This is a genomic window from Rosettibacter firmus, assembly GCF_036860695.1.
In the GTDB taxonomy this organism is placed as follows: domain Bacteria; phylum Bacteroidota; class Ignavibacteria; order Ignavibacteriales; family Melioribacteraceae; genus Rosettibacter; species Rosettibacter firmus.
Genome location: NZ_JAYKGJ010000002.1, coordinates 750,219 through 767,700, shown reverse-complemented (window position 1 = coordinate 767,700; position 17,482 = coordinate 750,219). Strand labels below are relative to the sequence as shown.

Genomic DNA, 17,482 nt, shown 5'->3' with positions numbered 1-17,482 from the left:
AGGTTTAATAAATGAAACGTAAAAATATTGTTGGAACTTTCTCATTGATATTATTAGGAGTAATATTTGGTGCGATACTTGTCTCTGGATTTGGCTGGGTAAAACCTGGCTATGCAGATATACAAATTGGAGCTACTCGTCCACCTGTGGAAAGTATAGATGCACAGGCAGAAGCATTTAATAATGCTTTTGTTCAGGTTGCAGAAAAAGTAACACCTTCCATAGTTCAAATAACAGTAGTAACAACTGTTAAAAATAAATTACCTGAAGAATTTCATTTCTTTTTCCCATTCAAAGATGATATACCAAGAGAACAGCAAGGAGGAGGTAGTGGTATTATAATTTCTGAAGATGGTTATATTCTAACTAATAACCATGTTGTAGAAGATGCAAAACAAGTTACTGTTACTTTACACGATAAGCGTCAGTATGATGCTGAAATTGTAGGAACTGATCCATTGACCGATCTTGCAGTAATAAAGATTGATGCTAATAATTTACCAGTTGCTTATCTCGGAGATTCAGATAAAATCAAGGTAGGTCAATGGGTAATGGCAATTGGTAATCCATTATCGTTAGCATCAACTGTAACAGCTGGAATAATAAGTGCGAAAAGTAGAAACATAAATATTATTAGAGACCAGTATGGAGTTGAAAACTTTATTCAAACTGATGCAGCAATTAATCCTGGAAATAGTGGCGGAGCATTAGTTGATTTAACAGGTGCTGTAATAGGTATTAATACAGCAATAGCTACAAATGGAATGACTCAAAGTTATATAGGCTATGGTTTTGCTATACCAATTAATTTAGCAAAATCTGTTGCTAAAGATTTAATCGAAAATGGAAAAGTAAGTCGTGGTTATATTGGAGTAAGTATCTCAGAAGTTGATGCTCAAACTGCTAAGGCAATTGGACTTAAAGAACCAAAAGGTGTTTTAGTTCAGGATATTGTTAAAGGTGGAGCAGCAGAAAAAGCTGATATTAGAGAAGGAGATGTTATACTTAAAATTGATGATAAAGAAGTAAATCAACCAAATGAACTACAATCTTATGTTGCTACAAAACGTGCTGGTACAGAAGTAAAATTAACCATTTTTAGAAACGGAAAAGAAATTGAAAAATATGTAACACTGAAAGCACGAGATGAAGATAAAAGTTCTAAAGCTAAAACAGTTTCTAAAAAAGATAAATCAAGTAAAGAAAAAGAAATTACTGAATTTACATTTGAAGAATTAGGTTTTACTGTTAGAAATATGAGTAGTAGTGAGTTAAAGGATTATAATGTAGAAAATGGTGTTTTAATTACAAATGTTAAAAGATTTAGTAAAGCATACAATCAAAGAATTGGAGAGGGTCTTGTTATAACTGCTGCAGATAAAAAAGAAATTCATAATGTATCTGAATTAAAATCAATTATTGAAAACAAAAAGGGTCAGGCAGTTTTACTTAAACTCGTTGATTCAGAAGGTAATTCAAGACTTGTTGGATTAGAAATTCCTAAATGATAATTTTTTTAGATTTTTCTATGAAAAAGCGTCCTAATTAAGGACGCTTTTTTTATATTTGTAAAACTTTTATTTGCGAGAATAACATGATAAAACTAATTACTGCAGGTGAATCTCACGGTAAATGTTTAACTTCTATCGTTACAGGCTTTCCTTCCAATCTTAAAATTTCTGCAGATTATATTAATGAACAGCTTAAAAGAAGACAGGCTGGATATGGTAGAGGACTTAGAATGAAAATAGAAACTGATAAAGTTGAAATAATTTCAGGTATTCGTCATGGTAAAACTTTAGGTTCACCAATTTCAATGCTAATCTGGAACAAAGATTGGGAAAACTGGAAAGAAATAATGAGTGTTGAACCTATCGATAAAAAAGTTGATAAAGTTACTATTCCCAGACCTGGACATGCAGATTTAGTAGGCATTACAAAATATAATTATGATGATATCAGAAATTCTATTGAACGTTCAAGTGCCAGAGAAACAGCAGCACGAGTTGCTGGATGTTCAATTGCAAGAAAATTTCTGAGTGAATTCGGAATTCATATTGGAAGTTTTGTTGAAAGCATTGGAGGAATCTATCCAAAAGAAAATTTTGCAGAAAAGTTTTTATTAAATAAAATACCATCCAGTTATTCAGCAGAAAAAATTAATCAATTATCCGATAAAAGTTCTGTAAGAGTCTTAGATAAAAATCAAGAGGAAAAAATCATTCGAAAAATTAAACTTGCAAAGAAAAGAGGCGATACTTTGGGTGGAACTTTTTATGTTATTATTACAGGACTTCCAGTTGGTATTGGTAGCTTTGTTGAATATAATACAAGACTCGAAGCGGAATTATCTTTAGCTATAATGTCTATTCAAGCAGTAAAAGGAGTTGAAATTGGTCTTGGTTTTCGTTCAGCTGAATTATTCGGTTCTGAAGTCCATGACGAAATTATTTTGAAGAATGAAACTTTTTCAAGAAAAACCAATAGAGCGGGTGGAATTGAAGGTGGTATTTCTACTGGATTACCAATTATAATTAGAGCAGCTATGAAACCAATAGCCACATTAATGTCTCCCCTTCAATCAGTTGATTTATCTAAAATGAAATCAATAGATGCGAGAAGAGAGAGAAGTGATTTTGTTGCTGTCCCTGCCTGTGCTGTAATTGCCGAATCGATGGCTGCCTGGGTTGTTGCAAATTTATTTCTACAAAAATTTGGTGGAGATTCAATGGAAGAAGTAAAAGATAATTATTCAAATTATGTTAAAAAGTATTTTACGAGAGTAAAGAAGAACTTTTATTCAAAATGATAAAAATTCAGAAGTTTATTTTTAATCCATTCTTTGTAAATACTTATATAATCTGGGATGAAGAATCAAGAGAAGCTGCTATTGTTGATCCAGGTTGTTCTAATTCAATGGAAGAGAAACAAATCTTGGAGTTCATCAATACCAAAAATCTTAAGCTCAATTATATTATCAATACACATTGTCACATAGATCATATATTTGGTAATTCATTTGTAAAAGAAAAATTTAATTCAAAATTGTTGATGCCAGAAAAAGATATTTTTCTGCTTGATATAATGAAAGAACAAGCTGAAAGTTTTGGATTTTCTTTTAATAATCATTCCCCTTTACCTGATGAATTCATTTCAGAAGACAAATCTTTGCACTTGGGCAATAGCAAAGGGAAGTTTATTTTTACACCAGGTCATACACCAGGGGAATTTTGTATTTTATTTGAAGAAGAAAAATTATGCATTACAGGGGATGTCATTTTCAAAGAGAGTATAGGAAGAACTGATTTATGGGGAGGCGATTACGAAACTTTAATTCATTCGATTAAAACAAAAATTTTAATTCTGCAAGATGATGTAATTATTCTGCCAGGTCACGGAGAAGATTCTACAATAAAACACGAAAAACAGTTTAATTATTACCTGATTAACTTATAAGTTTGATTTAAACATTTTTTTGAATAATTTGAGTTCTGTAAACTTTACTTAGAAAATTAAATTTCCATTTTTATTTAATTATTATGAACAATATCAATAATAAACAACAATTTTATTTTTTAATTACTATCATATTTGTTTATGTAATGTTATTTGAATTTGTGCTTCCAGTAAACAAAGTGTTACCGAGACCTACTTTGCTTGTTGAAGCTTTTTTTTCTATCTGGAAAGACTATAACCTGCTGTATTCTATGGCACTAACTACCACGAGTATTTATTTATCGTTGGCTCTTGGATCAATAATAATGATGTTTATATCAAAAAAATTACTCTATTATCTAATGCAATTCAAAGATCTTTTTGATTCAATAAAATTTTACAAATATATTCCTTTTATTTTTTTGATTGTGATTTTTATTTATTGGTTTCAAGATTCAATAATAGCAGAATTTATGTTTGGTCTCGTTTATGTTTTTGCTTTACTCAAAATCTCATTATTTGAAGAATTGAAGAACATTGATGAATATTACATTGTTGCGAAAAATATGGGACTGGACGAAAAAGAAATTCATAGTAAAGTAATATTTAAAACTTTACAACCTGCTCTCTTTGAAAAAATTATTCAAATTCATTTTTCATTATGGGGTATAATTTTAATATATGAATTTATAGATGGTAATGGTTTTGGTGGAGTTTATTCAAAGATTCTCTATTATAATGATTTTTCTGCAATTTTTGTCTTGACTATAATAATTACATTCTTAATATGGATAGGAAATTTATTGCTCAAGTTTATTCAATTAAAATATTATTTCTGGGAAAAATAAATGTTAGAAGTAAAAAATTTATCTAAAGAATTTATTGATGCATTTGGTATAAAGAAAATATTATTTAAGAACGTTTCTCTTAGAGTATATGATAAAAAAATTACATCAGTTATAGCTCCCATAGGTGCTGGAAAAACATCTTTACTTAAAATTATTAGTGGATTTGATAAAGAATATTCTGGTGAAATAAAACATAATATTAATAATAAAATATTTTTTATACCATCAATACCAATGTCATTTCCCTGGTTAAATGTAAAAGAAAATGTTTTGTTTGGATTAGAAAATTTCGACGAAAAAAAATATAAAGAGATAATCGAATTAGTTGGATTAGATGGATACGATTTGCACATTCCTAATAACAAGAGCTATGGATTTAGATTAAGAATATTATTGGCACAGGCATTAATGAGAGAATCTTCAATCATTTTACTTGATGAACCATTTTCAAAATTAGATTACAAAACAAAGAACGAATTATACTCATTAATAATAGATATAAATAAAAAATTGAATGTATCATTTTTACTGGCTACAACTAATATAACAGAAGCATTATTGCTTTCCGATAATATTTTTTTAATGAAAAGAGAACCTGGTCAGATAATTAATGAAATAGAAAACAAAGCTGATAAATCAGATTTTTTTTCATATTTAAAATCACAGGAATTTTTAAGAAAAAGAGAAGAAATCATAAATTCATTTAAATCTCTTGACATTTCAAATATATTCTCTGATTTGATTGTATAAAGTAAATCTCAAATTAACTTAATCTAATATTAATTCATTTTAGATTAATCAAATAATAAAGTTGTTTAAGTTATTTCTTGACAAAATTTTTATAAGACATTAAATTGCAAACAAAATTCTAATACGGAGTGTGTGTGAAAAAAATATTAATTTTACCAATCGTTCTTTTACTTGTTAACGCCTGCGGTACACTATACTCTCCAACACAAACTACACATCAATTAAATGATACATTAAAAAACACTGGTATTCAATCAATAGTAAATGAAATGCTTGAAAATGCTCGCAGAGATTACGTAAATGCACTTTATAAGCAAAGACTTGGTTTCAAAGTTGATGCAATTAATTATTATGAATCTGCATTATCAATTATCAATAAACTTAGTTATTATCCAAACATTGAAGAAAATACAACCTTTATTGAATTAGAAGGGGCAATAGTAGAGGATTATCAAAATTATATTAAAAGTTTAGTAGAATTGCCCGAAGAAGCTTCGATTAGTGCACTTGAAGAATGGATGAATAAAAGAATTCCAGAGATTCCAATGCTTGAGGATTCGATAGAAGTTGTAGACGATAATTATATTACTGTAATTGTTGGTGATTTTCCCTTAGAAGTTAACAGATATGTAGAAAAATACATCGAATATTTTACTGGTAGGGGAAGAAAGTATATTGAAACCTGGCTTTCACGCTCAGGTAAATATTTCCCGATGATGGCAAAAATATTTGCTGAAGAAAAAGTTCCTCAGCAGTTAATATTTTTAAGTATGCCTGAAAGTGGTTTAAATCCTACCGCACGTTCATGGGCACGAGCAGTTGGAATATGGCAATTTGTAAAAGGCACAGCACGATTATATGATCTTGAAATTAATTTTTATGTTGATGAAAGAAGAGATCCTGAAAAAGCAACACGTGCAGCAGCACGTCATCTTAGAGATTTATATTATTCACTGGGTGATTGGTATTTAGCACTTGCAGCTTATAATAGCGGCGAAGGTAGAGTTCGCAAAGCTATGAGAAGAGCTGGGTCAAGTGATTTCTGGAAGATTTTACCATATTTACCTCGTGAGACAAGAAATTATGTTCCTCAATATATTGCAGTAACATTAATTGCAAGTCAACCAGAAAAATATGGTTTTACCAATATTCAATATGAAAAACCACACGACTATGCAATCTTTAAAATTAATGAATCGATCGATTTGAATATTTTAGCAAAGTGTGCAGGTATAAGTGTAGATTTATTACGAGATATGAATCCTGAATTAACTCAAAACATTACTCCACCAAATTATGATGGTGGTTATCCTTTGAAAATTCCATCAAAAGTTTATGATGCTTTTGCAGAAAATTTAAAGAAGATTCCTGATGAAGCAAAATTGCCATATATTACTCATACAGTTCAACCTGGTGAAACTTTATCTCGAATAGCAAATTTTTATGATGTTAGCATTTCACAGCTTGCAAAATTTAATGGAATCTCTTCTCGCAAAAGATTAGCTCCAGGTACAGAAATTAAAATCCCTAAATCAACTATTAGTGTAGATGACCTTGCAATTAATACAGATATGCTTCCTGCAATTGAAGAAGAAATTAATTCATTGAATGATAATCCTTCATACAAACTTCAAATTACAACCGCTACAAACGACGATAAGTACGCTCAAATTTATTCAAATATGTACGAAGATTCTGTTGAGTTTATTGTTCCAGAAGGAAAAACACCAGTTAAGTATATTGTTAAAAGTAAAGATAATTTAGTTGATATAGCAGATTTATTCGATGTTAGAGTATCAGACATTAGAAATTGGAATAATCTGCCATATACAAGTAGAGTAAAAGTAGGTCAGGAACTTACAATTTATGTCCCAAACGAAAAAGCTGATTATTATGCAAAAATTAATGATATGACAGAAAAAGAGAAAAATGAAATACTCTTTGTAAGTTCAGATGAAAAATGGATAGAGCATAGAATTAGAAGCGGAGAATCTTTATCGAGTATTGCAGCTAAGTATGGAGTAACAGTTGATCAACTAAAAGAATGGAATAACTTAAAGAGTAACCATATTTATAAAGGGAAAAAATTAGTAGTATATTCTGGTAATCCTAAAAATATTGTTAATAATATATCTTCAAATAGAACCATTACAAAATATAAAGTTCGTAGAGGTGAAACTTTAAGTGAAATAGCAACAAAATTTGGAGTTACAATTGCTCAATTAAAAAAGTGGAACAATCTCAGTTCTAATTCTATAAAAATTGGGCAAGTACTTAAAGTTCATAATACAGATGTTATTAGTTCTTTAGGAGATAATACTACAAAGAGAAATTCAAATCCAGTTAAATATGTTATAAAACGTGGCGATACAATAGGAAAAATTGCTCAGCAATATAATGTTACAATAAACGATATCAAAAGATGGAACAACTTAAAAAGTAATAAATTAGTAGCAGGTAGAACATTAACATTATTTAATGATACTTACGATAAAGTTACAACAGTAAAAACAAATGAATCTTTAGTGAAAAATGTTTCAAAAGAACGTGTAAAAATTCATAAAGTTCGAGAAGGTGAATCTTTGTGGACAATAGCAAAATTGTATAAAGTTCTTGTATCGGACATAATTTCCTGGAACAATCTTAAAAACGATAAATTAAAAATTGGACAGGTATTAAAGATTAGACTTTAAATCTTGATTTATATACTTTTGTGTAGTAATTAAATTAACACTGTTCTTAAACAACAAAAAAGTCGTTAGGGGTGCTCCTGAATAATCAGGGGCTGAGATTATACCCTTTAACCTGATCTGGGTAATACCAGCGTAGGGAAACGGTAAAAGAATAATTAAGTTGTGCCGTTTTCCCAAAACGGCTTTTTTATTTTAAAACTCATATTTGTCTAAATTAAGGAGGAACGATATGAAAAACTTAATTATTCTTTTTTTGTTTTTATTGGGAAATATTTCTGCTCAGGTTCTTGAAGTAAGCGGTAGAGTAATTAGCTCTTCGAGTAAACAACCATTGCAATATGCAAATGTAGTTGTAAAAGGGAAATATATTGGAACAAGTACAGATTCTGATGGAAAATTCTTACTTAAAGGCGAATTTAATAAAGATGATAAATTAGTAATTACATATATAGGTTACGAACCAAAAGAAATTTTAGTAGATGATTTACTTAAATCAAGAAATAAAAATATTTTACTTGAAAGTAAAATTATTACAAGCCAGACTGTTCTTGTTAAAGGGACTGTTGCAAAACCAGGAATTACTCCAATTAGTTTTACAAAGATTGAAAGAGATAAAATAGCAGAAACTTATACATATCAAGACATACCAGAAATTCTCAGTTATACTCCTTCAGCTACGTTCTATTCAGAAAATGGTAATGGACTTGGATATAATTATTTAAGCATAAGAGGATTCGACCAGCGTAGAATTTCTGTTTCAATTAATGGGATACCACAAAATGATCCCGAAGATCATAATGTCTACTGGATTGATTTTCCTGATTTGCTTGAAAGTACCGAATTAATTCAAGTACAAAGAGGAGCAGGTTCTGGAATAGCTGGATATCCAGCAATAGGTGGTGCAATTAATATTATTACTTCATCTTTTGCAGATCAACCACGTGTGGAATTTTCTTCTTCAATTGGTAGTTATAATACACGAAAGTATTCTGCTGTAGTATCGAGTGGATTAATAAATAACAAATATTCTGTTTATGCAAAACTTTCTCAAACATTGAGTAGCGGTTATAGAAATTCAAGCTGGGTCGATTTGAAATCTTATTATCTATCTGCAGTAAGATTTGATGAAAATCTTACAACTCAAATAAATATTTTTGGTGGTCCTTTAGCTGATGGTCTTGCTTATACTGGATTACCAAAATTTGCAATTAAAGATAGAAAACTTCGTAAAGCCAATTATTCTTACTGGGAAGCAGAAAATAATAATTATACCTATACACTTGAACGCAGACCTGATGAGATTGAGAATTTCTCTCAACCTCATTTTGAATTATTAAATGAATATAAATTGAATAAAAATATTACAATTAATTCAGCTCTATTTTTAGTTCTTGGTAATGGATTTTTTGATTATGATGGTTCGTGGGGTGATACTACTTATTTTAGATTAACAAGAGAAAATGGATTTAATGCTGTACAAAATCCTGGTAATGTTTTAATTCGTGCAATGGTAGAAAATAAACAATGGGGATGGATACCTCGTGTAAGTATAAGTCACAAAAATGGTGAATTGATTTTAGGAGGAGAACTTAGAATTCACAAATCTGTTCACTGGGGTAGCATTAACTTTGGTGAGTATTTACCTGCTGGTCTTACAAAAGATTTTCGATATTACTATTACGAGGGTGGAAAAGATATGTTAAGTATATTTGCTAATGAAAATTATCAATTAACATCTGATATTAATGTTTTAGGTGAAGTTCAATTATCTTATCACAAATATAAAATCGAAAATGAAAGATATCTAAATAATAATTTTACAATTGATGATTTATATATAAATCCAAGAATTGGAATTAATTACCGTTATTTGCCAGAACTCAATTTTTATATTTCATTTGCAAGAGTAACAAGAGAACCAAGACTTAAAAATTATTATGATGCTGCAGAATCAAGTGGGGGAGAAGTCCCGCAATTTGAAACCAAACCAGATGGTTCTTATGATTTCTCAAAACCACTTGTTAAACCAGAGACAATGAATAATATTGAATTTGGTTCATCTTTTGTACGTGAAAATATTTCTGCTTCATTAAATTTATTCTATATGCTTTTTAATGATGAAATTGTTAAAAGAGGTCAAGTAGATCGATTTGGTCAACCAATAACTGGTAATATGGAAAGAACAATTCATTATGGACTTGAAGGAACTTTTTCAATTAAGCATAATGATTTTCTGGAAGTAATATTAAATGGTTCTTTAAGCAAAAATTATATCAGCAGTGGTTCGGCATATTTCTTTGATAAAAAAACATCTTCTACAATTAGATTGGATCTATCTGGTAATCGAATAAGTGGTTTTCCTGACATTACTTTTAATGCAATCTGCAAAGTCAATTACAAAAACTTTTTATTACAATTAACTGGTAAATATGTTGGTTCTTTCTTTACAGATAATTATGATAATAAACTTGTTGATTATCTTAAAATATATTCGAAAGCTGCTGATTACACAGATAATAAAGTAGATGCATATTTTGTAGCAAATCTTTATGCAAGCTATAATTTAATTTTAGATTCTTATTTGAAGAATATTAAATTGTATTTTCAAATAAATAATATTTTTGATAATCTGTATGCAGCATATGGAATTGGTAAAGAATTCTTTCCAGCTGCAGAAAGAAATTTCTTATTTGGATTTAAATTAGGTTTATGAAAAAGTGTATAATACTTGGTAACGGAAATCCACCAAAAAAATCTTTATTAAATTTTCTTGATAGTAAAGGTTATTCAACATTAATTTGTGCTGATGGTGGTTCTAATGCTGCACTAAAATATGATATTATTCCAGATGTAATTATTGGTGATCTCGATTCTATTAAACCAGAGACTTATGATTACTTTTATGATAAATGTAAGATAATTAAAATTAAAGACCAGTACAGCACCGATATTGAAAAATGTTTAATGTATTCGATAAAACAAAAATTTGTTGAAGCAGTTTTGGTTGGTGTTACAGGTGATAGATTAGATCATTCTTTTTGTAATCTTGGAATTGTTTTGAAATATTTTAATAAAATTAAGATCAAAGTGATTCACGAAAAATCAATCTTAGAAGCTATTACAGGTGATGTAATATTGAAAACTGTACCAGGAGAAATAATATCTTTGTATGGTTTTGATAGCAAAACAAAAATCAAATCATCTGGATTAAAATATCCATTGAGAAATATTTCATTACCATTTGGAAAGAAAGATGGTACAAGCAATGTTGCTCTTGGAAATGTTGTTAAGCTTAATATAAAGTATGGCAAAATATTTATTGTTCGAGATTTTAATATGATGAAACAGCATGGTCTCTTTTAGTTTTATAGATATTTTCATTATTGCTTTGTTCTTTCTAATAATTTTAATCATTGGTTTTTTACCAAAGAAAGAAAAGGAAGGAGATATATCAGAATATTTACTTTCAGGTAGAAAAGTAGGATTGTGGTTATTTGTTTTAAATAATGTATCTACATGGTATGGTGGTATTCTTGGAGTTGGAGAATTTACATATCAATATGGTTTATTAAGCTGGTTTACTCAAGGTTTACCATATTACATATTTGCAATAATATTTGCTTTGATATTTGCAGAAAAGATTCGGAATGCTTCTTTTTTTACAATACCGGATAAAATTGAACATGAATATGGAAAAACTGCAGGTATAATTTCTTCTATATTAATTTTTATTCTTGTTACTCCAGCTCCATATTTATTAATGATAGGAAGTTTATTACATCTGATATTTAATATTAATTTATTCTGGGGATTAATAATTGCAGCTTTATCATCATCAATTTATTTAATTAAAGGAGGATATAAATCTGATCTTTATACAGATGTATTTCAATTTTTTGTCATGTTTACAGGATTTGCTTTAATTGTAATTATATCATTTTTAGATGTTGGTGATTTTAATTTTCTCAAAAATAATTTACCTGATTCTCATTTGTCGCCAACAGGAAATGCATCGATTATATATGTCATCGTCTGGTTTTTAATTGCATTGTGGACATTTGCAGATCCTGGATTTCATCAAAGATGTAATGCAGCGAAAGATGGTAAGACAGCAAGGAATGGAATATTAATTTCAGTTATTTTCTGGTTAATTTTTGATTTTTTAACAACAACTACTGGACTTTTTAGTAGAGCAGTTATTCCAGATTTGAATAATCCAGTGCTTGCATTTCCATTATATGCAGAAAAAATATTGAGTTCAGGATTAAAAGGAATTTTTTTCGCTGCTTTGTTTGCTACAATAATTTCTACTTCCAATAGTTTTTTATTTTTAAGTGGAACTACATTTGGAAGAGATATAATATTCAAATCATTGAAAGTGAAAAATGAAAAACGAGTTCCATATTATACAAGGATAGGAATTATTCTATCTTCAATCTTATCAATATTACTTGCTTATAATGTTCAATCAGTAATTTATTTATGGTATTTAATTGGAAGCATATGTATTCCGGGAATTATTATTTTAATTTTTAGTGCATATTATAAAAAATATAAAGTTCCAAATAATGTTGCCGTAGTGGAATTAGTTGCTGGTGTTCTTACAGGTTTAATCTGGTTAATCATTGAACAAAATTTATCTACAGAATTAAAAGAGATTGAGCCGATGATTGTTGGTTTATTATTTGTTGTTTTAATTCATATAGTAGGTATTAAAATTTTCAAGATGAAGGCTTCTTATGAATAAGTGATACAATAATTGTAATTGCAAGGCATACAACAATAAACAATAAAGAGTAAAATATGGGAATAGTATAATAATCTGATATTAACATTTTGATTCCTACATAAGCTAAGATTATAGCAACACCATATTTTAGATAAATAAAGAGATCTACAATTCCAGCTAATGCAAAGTATAATGCTCTTAAACCAAGAATAGCGAATATATTTGATGTTATAATTATAAAAGGATCTCTGGTAATTGCAATTATAGCTGGAATTGAATCTATTGCAAAGACAATATCTGATGATTCAATTAAAATCAATGTAAGAAATAAGGGAGTTATAAAAATTTTACCACCATTTTTAATAAAAAATTTCCCACCTTCATACTCAGTAATAATTCTGAATTTTTTCTTAATGAATTTTATAAATGGATTTTTCTCGTAGTCAATTTTCTTTTCGTTACCAAATGCCATTTTATATGCAGCATAGAAAAGAAGTATACCAAATATGTAAATAATAGGATGAAAAATTTTAATTAAAGCTACGCCTGCAAGAATAAATATTATTCTCATCACTATGGCACTAATAATTCCCCATTTAAGTATATGAGGTTGATGAACATCTTTAATATTCATTACATTAAAAATCATTAAGAAAACAAAGAGATTATCAACTGAGAGGGATTTTTCTATTAAGTAGCCAGCGAGAAATTCTAATGCTTTTTGATGTCCGTCTTCAAGGAAGAGGAAAATTAGAAGATTAAATAATAGAGCGGTTAAAATCCAGATACCGCTCCATATTAAACTAGATTTTATACCAACTTTATCTTTACGATGGTCTGTAACGTAAAGGTCGATATAAAACATTATACTAACAAGTACGGAAAAAATTATCCAGAATAAAAAATGGCTATGTATCATAGTTTATGGCAAAAGAACTCCGACTGCAATTACTGTTGTCCAGAGTCCGTTTTTATCTCCTTGTGCTGATTGTGTAATATTAAAAGTACGAACAATTTTACCAGACATTTTGTAAACCTGTTCTCGTTCGTTCCAGGCCTTTTCTGCATCGAATTCAATACCTAAAGTAGTAGCAAGCATAGTAGCAGCTAAATCTTCAGCATAATCACCGGCGACTTTTTCTGTTTGTCCAAATGGATGATGTTCTGATAAATATCCATACATATTTTTATCGGCCGGAATAGCTACACCAATCGAAGCTGCTATTAATCTGTTCGGTTCATTAGTAGAATTTCTTGCTATTACGCAATGAGTTATTTGTCCAGGTTTTAATAACTTTAATCCTTGAGATCGAGGAATAATTTTACATCCAACAGGGAATATACTGCTTACTGAAACTAAATTACATATTTCTATACCGGCGCTACGAAGAGCTAACTCAAATGAAGCTAAATATTCTTTGTGCTTTCCAACGCCTTTAGTAAAAAATATTTTAGTGGGAACGTACAATTTGTTTACCTCCATTATTTAATCATGAATTAACTTAATGAAATTTCTTTTACCTACTTTTAATATCATAGGTTTTTCTAATTTAATAATTTGTTTTATATCAGAAATCTTTTCTCCATCTAATGTAACTCCACCTTGAATTACAAGACGTCTTGCTTCACTTCTTGATGGAGCAAAGCCAACTTTTACGATTAGATCAAGAATTTCGATTTCTTTTATATCGTTATCAAATTTATATTCAGGAATTTCGTCTGGTAAACCTTTCTTAACAAATATATTATCAAATTCCCGTTCGGCTTCGTAAGCTGCTTCTTCCGAATGATACATACTTACGAGCTTACGTGCTAAAGCACGTTTTAAATCACGTGGGTTAACATCTGGATTTGAAAGTTGTTCCCTGATTTTTTTTAATTCTTCGTTTGGTATATCTGTTGCTAACTCAAAATACGTATAAATTAATTCATCGGGTATCGAGAGCGTCTTTCCATAAATTTCTTTTGGTGGTTCATTTATACCAATATAATTATCATATGACTTACTCATTTTTTCAACACCATCTGTACCTACAAGCAATGGCATTGTAATAATTACTTGAGGAGATAATCCAAATTCTCTCTGAATATCTCTTCCTACAAGTAAATTAAATTTCTGGTCAGTTCCTCCCAGCTCAACATCACTTTGTATAGCTACAGAATCCATTGCCTGGGCAAGAGGATATAAGATTTCATGGATGCTGATTGGAATCCCATTTTTGTATCTTTTAGTGAAATCATCTCTTTCAAGCATTCTTGCAATCGTATATTTTGAAGCAAGTTTTATTACATCAGCAAAACTCATTTTACTTAACCATTCAGAATTATAAACTATTTTTGTTCTTTCTTTATCTAAAATTTTGGAAGCCTGTTCAAAATAAGTTTTACCATTTTCACGAGCTTCTTCAAAAGAAAGGGGAGGTCGTGAAGAATTTCTACCTGATGGATCGCCAATCATTCCTGTGAAATCGCCTATGATTAATATTGCTGTGTGCCCGAGTTGTTGAAATTGTGCTAACTTTCTTAAAACAACAGAATGCCCTAAGTGTAAATCTGGACGTGTAGGATCACATCCAAGTTTTATATTTAATGGTTTATTTTCTTTAATTGATTTTTCAAGTTTTTCAACTAATTCTTCCTCTGGTATAATTTCTGAAACACCACGTTTAATGATATCCATTTGTTCATTAACAGGTGGGAAGGAAATTTTTTTCTTCAATATAAACTCCTTTTAGTTCTGTCTTAATTTTCTTTGCATTTCTCTGTTTAAATCTTTTTTGGCAATACTTTCTCTTTTATCATATTTTCTTTTACCTGTTGCAAGTGCTAATTCAACTTTTACTTTTCCATTCTTAAAGTACATTCTTAATGGTATTAAAGTATTCCCTTTTTCTTCGATAGCTTTTTTTAATTTTCTAATTTCATTTTTTTTAAGTAATAATTTTCTTTTCCTAAATGGTTCGTGATTATTATAACTTCCTTGATCATAAGTAGCTATATTAGAGTTTATTAGCCATACTTCATCATTCTGAATTATTGCATAACTATCTACAATACTCGCTTTATTTTCTCGTAAAGCTTTTACTTCTGTGCCAACTAAAACAATACCAGCCTCAAATTTCTGTTTTATGAAATAATCGTGCTGTGCTTTACGATTTACTGTAATGTTCTTTTCTTCTATATTTTCGTTCATAGTTAAAAAAAAGCAAACAAAATTTATTTTTAATGCTAAATAAATGCAAGAATTTTGCTATCTCCAAATTTCATTTTTAAATTTTTTTTACTCACTTTTGTGAGCAAGTAAACTTTTCTTAATTTTTGAAACAGAAATTTATAAATAATTAATGGCAGAAAAACATTATTACGAACAAAAAGAATTTACTGAAAAATATTTAATCCCTTATTTTAAAAAATATATACCTCACTTTGAAAAGTTAAGGGTTTTAGAGATTGGTTGTGCCGAAGGGGGCTTGCTTGAAGAATTTTCATCTCTGGGTATTTTTGCAGTAGGATTGGAAATAGATGAAAAGAGAGTAGCAATAGCTCATCAAAAAAATCCCGATTTAAAAATTTATGTTGGTGATATTACAGATCCAGATTTGACAAAAAAATTATCTGCACATTCTGAGTTTTCTTCTGGCTTTGATTTGATTATAATGAGAGAAGTAATTGAACATCTAAAAAATAAAAAGAATGCATTTTATAATTTAAATTATTTATTGAAAGAGAACGGATATTTGTTTGTGAGTTTTCCTCCTAAATTTTCTCCTTTTGCTGGTCATCAACAGATTGGAAAAAGTTTTTTGAAAATCATTCCATATTTACATCTCCTTCCAAAATTTATTTTGAAACCACTTGCTGATATTCTACGTGAGAATAAAAATTATATTGATGAAATTAAACTTCATTTTTCAACAGGATGTACTATAAAATATTTTGAGAGATTATCTTCTGAGTTTGGCTTTGAAGAAGTAATAAAAGATTTATACTTTTTTAGACCTATATATAATATTCGGTATGGTATTCCTGTTATAAAACTTCCTGATATTGTGTTATTTAGAGAGATCATTTCTTTTGGGTGCGAAGCATTACTAAAAAAGGTTAATAACAAACAATAGGTTAAATATGAAAATGTCCAGAAAGTATTTATATTTTTTTATATTCTTTGGTTTATATACACTTGTTTATGGACAATTTGAAGTTGAATATAGCAAGATAGAAGGCTCATTAAATGCAAAGGATAATTACAGACAAAATTTTGGTAGATACGATGGTTATGAATTAGAATTATATCAGGGGGAAGCAATAAATGTTATTGTTTACTCAGATGTTTTTTCTCCAAAAATATTTTTTGTAAATCCAAAGGGAAGTGTCTTCAAAGAAGGATTCTCGGGAAAAACAAATGTAGCTACAATCACTACATCAATTCCAGAAAGTGGGGAGTGGATTTTGTATGTTGTGGGAGATTCAGCAGCTACAGGGAAATATTCACTGCAATTATCAATTGCTTCAGCTAATTCTGTTTCATTACCACCTGATGCAGATTTTTGTACTAAATTGAAATTTATTTTAGCACACGCTAATGCATATTTTTTTCTACTTGAAGCACCTGTAAATTCAAAAAGTGAATTTATAAAGCTCGATGGCTCTTCAGATACATTTATAGATGAGAATGATGGTTCGTATGTTTCAAAATTTTATGAAGGAAATAGTATTAAAGATGCCGAAAAAATTTTTAAAGATATTATTGCTAAGGTTAGAAATTGTTTGGATGGAAACTGGAAACTACAAAGCAAAGACTGGCAATCTGTTGATGATTACAAAATTAAAGGAATTATGTTATCTGAATCAGAAAATAATATTGAAAGATATATTCAGATTTCTTTAATTGATTTAAAGAAATCCAAACAAAAGTTTATGGGTGATTATATTGTTCAGATGGAAATCAATCGCAAACCTGATTAAAAGACTGTTAAAAAATCTAATCTAAGATTTTCTTATTTTTCATATCAAATTTGAGAATGTTT

General features: G+C 29.1%; 15 protein-coding genes and 1 riboswitch. Of the genes, 11 read left to right on the top strand and 4 right to left on the bottom strand.

What is annotated here, in order from left to right; translation table 11 throughout:
- The first annotated feature begins 11 nt into the window (after positions 1-11).
- The 9 genes from VJY38_RS10205 (at position 12) to VJY38_RS10165 (ending at position 12,473) form a co-directional block, all read left to right on the top strand.
- Positions 12-1,508: a Do family serine endopeptidase gene (locus tag VJY38_RS10205; RefSeq protein WP_353680592.1), complete on the top strand. Its 1,497-nt coding sequence runs from the start codon at positions 12-14 to the stop codon at positions 1,506-1,508.
- An 86-nt stretch (positions 1,509-1,594) separates the two neighbouring features.
- Positions 1,595-2,809 (top strand): chorismate synthase, encoded by a 1,215-nt coding sequence (aroC, locus tag VJY38_RS10200; protein ID WP_353680591.1) that lies wholly within the window; start codon positions 1,595-1,597, stop codon positions 2,807-2,809.
- Complete coding sequence (locus VJY38_RS10195) at positions 2,806-3,456, top strand: MBL fold metallo-hydrolase (RefSeq protein WP_353680590.1); 651 nt, start codon at positions 2,806-2,808, stop codon at positions 3,454-3,456. Before aroC ends, VJY38_RS10195 begins: the two co-directional genes overlap by 4 nt.
- Positions 3,457-3,539: 83 nt before the next feature.
- Positions 3,540-4,283 carry an ABC transporter permease subunit gene (locus tag VJY38_RS10190; RefSeq protein WP_353680589.1) on the top strand — a complete coding sequence of 248 codons (744 nt, stop codon included), beginning with the start codon at positions 3,540-3,542 and terminating at the stop codon, positions 4,281-4,283.
- Complete coding sequence (locus tag VJY38_RS10185; protein ID WP_353680588.1) at positions 4,284-5,033, top strand: ATP-binding cassette domain-containing protein; 750 nt, start codon at positions 4,284-4,286, stop codon at positions 5,031-5,033.
- Between the two features lie 134 nt (positions 5,034-5,167).
- Positions 5,168-7,726: a LysM peptidoglycan-binding domain-containing protein gene (locus tag VJY38_RS10180; RefSeq protein WP_353680587.1), complete on the top strand. Its 2,559-nt coding sequence runs from the start codon at positions 5,168-5,170 to the stop codon at positions 7,724-7,726.
- Between the two features lie 57 nt (positions 7,727-7,783).
- Positions 7,784-7,882, top strand: a riboswitch (TPP riboswitch).
- A gap of 73 nt (positions 7,883-7,955) precedes the next feature.
- Complete coding sequence (locus VJY38_RS10175) at positions 7,956-10,439, top strand: TonB-dependent receptor (RefSeq protein WP_353680586.1); 2,484 nt, start codon at positions 7,956-7,958, stop codon at positions 10,437-10,439.
- Entirely contained in the window at positions 10,436-11,089 is a 654-nt protein-coding gene (locus tag VJY38_RS10170; RefSeq protein WP_353680585.1) for a thiamine diphosphokinase, read from the top strand. Before VJY38_RS10175 ends, VJY38_RS10170 begins: the two co-directional genes overlap by 4 nt.
- The gene (locus VJY38_RS10165) at positions 11,076-12,473 is read left to right on the top strand and encodes a sodium:solute symporter family protein (protein ID WP_353680584.1); all 1,398 of its coding nucleotides are present in this window, start codon (positions 11,076-11,078) and stop codon (positions 12,471-12,473) included. The genes VJY38_RS10170 and VJY38_RS10165 overlap by 14 nt, the downstream gene beginning before the upstream one ends.
- Here VJY38_RS10165 and VJY38_RS10160 read toward each other — a convergent pair.
- Genes VJY38_RS10160 through smpB form a run of 4 tightly spaced genes read right to left on the bottom strand, consistent with a single transcriptional unit; the run spans position 12,448 to position 15,648 of the window.
- On the bottom strand, positions 12,448-13,320 hold the full coding sequence (locus VJY38_RS10160; RefSeq protein ID WP_353680583.1) for a TerC/Alx family metal homeostasis membrane protein: 873 nt from the start codon (positions 13,318-13,320) through the stop codon (positions 12,448-12,450). The two genes, VJY38_RS10165 and VJY38_RS10160, sit on opposite strands and share 26 nt — an antisense overlap.
- 57 nt (positions 13,321-13,377) lie before the next feature.
- Entirely contained in the window at positions 13,378-13,938 is a 561-nt protein-coding gene (locus VJY38_RS10155) for a pyruvoyl-dependent arginine decarboxylase (protein WP_353680582.1), read from the bottom strand.
- A 3-nt stretch (positions 13,939-13,941) separates the two neighbouring features.
- Positions 13,942-15,135, bottom strand: a complete 1,194-nt coding sequence (tyrS, locus tag VJY38_RS10150) for a tyrosine--tRNA ligase (RefSeq protein WP_353680631.1) — start codon at positions 15,133-15,135, stop codon at positions 13,942-13,944.
- Between the two features lie 51 nt (positions 15,136-15,186).
- Positions 15,187-15,648, bottom strand: coding sequence for an SsrA-binding protein SmpB (gene smpB, locus VJY38_RS10145; RefSeq protein WP_353680581.1), 462 nt, complete (start codon positions 15,646-15,648; stop codon positions 15,187-15,189).
- Positions 15,649-15,799: 151 nt separating this feature from the next.
- Between smpB and VJY38_RS10140 the strand changes: the two genes are divergently transcribed.
- Both VJY38_RS10140 and VJY38_RS10135 read left to right on the top strand, forming a co-directional pair.
- Positions 15,800-16,573: a class I SAM-dependent methyltransferase gene (locus VJY38_RS10140; RefSeq protein WP_353680580.1), complete on the top strand. Its 774-nt coding sequence runs from the start codon at positions 15,800-15,802 to the stop codon at positions 16,571-16,573.
- Positions 16,574-16,586: 13 nt separating this feature from the next.
- Positions 16,587-17,420: a hypothetical protein gene (locus tag VJY38_RS10135; protein WP_353680579.1), complete on the top strand. Its 834-nt coding sequence runs from the start codon at positions 16,587-16,589 to the stop codon at positions 17,418-17,420.
- Positions 17,421-17,482: the final 62 nt, after the last annotated feature.